This window comes from Kaarinaea lacus (genome assembly GCF_975902315.1).
In genome coordinates, this window is the sequence record NZ_CDLKIE010000158.1 from 1 (window position 1) to 2,594 (window position 2,594).

Below are 2,594 nucleotides of genomic sequence, written 5' to 3' on the forward strand. Positions count from 1 at the left end.
CTCCTCTTAGCGCCGCAGAGTTTCTTTGTGCGCAGGTAGTATCCCGCCTTTGGCTGGTCATGCTCATTACCGTCATTGTTTACATTGGCACTTATCTATTACTGGATATCCCTATGTACGGTTCTTATCTGAATTTGCTGCTGATTTTTATCCTTGGATCAATCAGCATGATCAGCATTGGTTTGTTGATCGCGGCCCGAACAGCCAGCGAGGAATTTGCCGGTGGTGTATTAAATTTAATAAGCTGGCCGATGATGTTTTTGTCCGGTGTCTGGTTCTCGCTGGAAGGAATTCATCCACTACTCCAGAAAGCAGCACTTATTTTCCCCTTAACGCATCTGATTAATGGAGCTCGCGCTATCATGCTGGATGGTGCCGGTTTTGTGGAAATTGCACCTTATTTGCTTACACTGACCATCATGAGCGCAATATTACTAACAATTGGAGCGATCACATTCAGGTGGGAGTAACAAGCGCTCCATTCTTCAATCGTAACAGCTGGAAATCTCTCGAAATCAATCGTCTACTTCAAGCATTTCAAAATCAGATTTTCCTACCCCACAATCAGGGCATTCCCAGTCTTCAGGTACATCTTCCCAACGCGTGCCCGGTTCAATACCTTCTTCCGGTAAACCTTCCGCTTCATCATAAATATAACCACACACCTGGCATTGCCATTTTTTCATTTACAAACTCCTATCTACACAAGGCTGGAACTAACGCTTTTATAAATCACTACTTATTACGAGCAATTAAGGGAACGTAATGATATAGCGAAAATCGAGGATTGAAAACTGGCAATAATCCAGATAGTTAACCATTCCCGGCGAATGCAATAAACCGTAATTTTCGATGTTGACACTTTGCAGCACCCCTATTGTTATCATCCTGACAACAGGATTTTTCCAGCATCAAACATCAGTGGGCAAAAAGGCGTATTGAATAGTGGTATTAGGGAATCGTGCTTTATCTAAAAAAGACAGGATAATATGTCCAGTAAGCCACAAATTTTATGTAGTTGTGACATAAGCATGAGAAAAAAGTACAATGCACCATAGAAACAATAAAAATAATTCAACAAGCAGCAATCTGTAACTTGAAGCGGTAGAAAAATGACGATCAAATTTCCTTCTTTTAAACAATATTCATCAGGCCTGGTTGCGACACTGCTTGTGTTTGCATTGTTATATTTTTTAATGGAGGGTTTACAAATAATATCTATAGCTACTCTACCGGCTGTACTCGCAGGATTGCTTATCGGACAGTTTATCGGCGCAATGTTCACCGGTACTGCAGGCGCAGCAATTCAGCAAGAGAGCGGAAGTGGCGTTACTCAAACTATTTATATCGGAAACTTGCCTTTTAAAACTACCCGCTCTGAGCTCAGCGAATTATTTTTGCCTTTTGGCCGGGTTCACTCGGCACGTATAATGATAGATAAAGCAACACGCAAACCACGTGGTTACGGGTTTGTAGAAATGGATAGAAAAAACGCTTTGAAGGCTATTAACAAGCTAAACGGCAGTTCTTTCATTGGCCGTAATATCAAGGTTAGTGAAGCAAACGAACGCAATTAACATTACTGCTGCATGTGCAAGCCATTAAATTCTGCCACCAATCTCGCCGAGCGGAAAATCAGTGGATGTCACAATAAACATCAACTTGCCATTTTTAATATCACTAAAATCATTAGCACCAAAAAGCACCCCGGGTGATAGTTGCCAATAATTCTGGCTTGCTTCCAGGTTATACAGCAATTTTCCATTTTCTGTACTGTTTGGATTACTAGTCCGATACAACATAACATTTAACGGCGTTATGTCAGATACACGCACTATAGCCTCAGCGTTGCCATCAATGCCGTTTAACGTTAAAAAGGCTTTTCCACTTGCACCAGTTACGACTTCCGGAATCAGATTCATACCCGATAATCCAGTGGCGAATACCGAATAATGAAATAAATGCAGCTGCCCCCTGATCTCACCTTCGGGGTGTGATTCGCTGTATGCCTGCACATAGAATTGCGCAGCATTCAATTGTTCAAGTAGCTCTGAAGGTAATACTGTGTTTTCCGGAATTCGCCAAACTCCAGACTCAGCAGGATCGGTGACATAATCCACTACCAGGTCTCCTTCCAGTCCAGCGAGCCCGGCATGCATACTGACCTGTGTCGGCATTATATCTGCTGAGTGGCGTACACTGCCCTGTATTTCACCGGTTATAAAATCAACTGACAGATAACTGGTTCCGGTTGCCATGCTAACACTGTTATTACTCACCACCTGAGCGCTATCCAGAACATTGATCATTAATTCCTGGCCACCCAGTAACAATTGCCCGCGCAGTTCGCCAGTGACGTTTTTAGCCGTAGTCACCAGCACGTAAAGTCCACCCCGCATCAGGAGTTCGATCTCCTCATTGCTTAGCAAATAGTTATTCGGCACATACCATTGCCCCGAATCAGCGGTGTCAGGGGACAGGTTCAAAACCACGTTACCGTTTTCCCCGCCAAATCCCTTACGAATCTGGACTTGCTGTATGGTGGTATTTCCAATCGGGGTAATACTAACCCCCCCATTGATAGCATTTGATGA

4 protein-coding genes are annotated in these 2,594 nt (G+C 43.3%); 2 read left to right on the forward strand and 2 right to left on the reverse strand.

Annotated elements, in window-relative coordinates:
- Positions 1-470: ABC transporter permease (locus ACWVCM_RS04435; protein ID WP_455200509.1), on the forward strand; the 470-nt coding region annotated here is incomplete at its 5' end.
- A 45-nt stretch (positions 471-515) separates the two neighbouring features.
- Here the strand turns inward: ACWVCM_RS04435 and ACWVCM_RS04440 are convergent.
- On the reverse strand, positions 516-686 hold the full coding sequence (locus ACWVCM_RS04440; RefSeq protein ID WP_455200510.1) for a rubredoxin: 171 nt from the start codon (positions 684-686) through the stop codon (positions 516-518).
- A 426-nt stretch (positions 687-1,112) separates the two neighbouring features.
- Between ACWVCM_RS04440 and ACWVCM_RS04445 the strand changes: the two genes are divergently transcribed.
- A complete protein-coding gene (locus ACWVCM_RS04445) occupies positions 1,113-1,577 on the forward strand; it encodes an RNA recognition motif domain-containing protein (protein WP_455200511.1) in 465 nt (154 codons plus the stop codon).
- 24 nt (positions 1,578-1,601) lie between these two features.
- Here the strand turns inward: ACWVCM_RS04445 and ACWVCM_RS04450 are convergent.
- A partial coding sequence (locus ACWVCM_RS04450) for a CHRD domain-containing protein (protein WP_455200512.1) occupies positions 1,602-2,594 on the reverse strand: 993 nt, incomplete at its 5' end.

Bases quoted from the DNA above. Each gene is read 5' to 3' on its own strand.
- ACWVCM_RS04440 (WP_455200510.1), bottom strand. From the start codon at position 686: ATGAAAAAATGGCAATGCCAGGTGTGTGGTTATATTTATGATGAAGCG.
- ACWVCM_RS04445 (WP_455200511.1), top strand. From the start codon at position 1,113: ATGACGATCAAATTTCCTTCTTTTAAACAATATTCATCAGGCCTGGTT.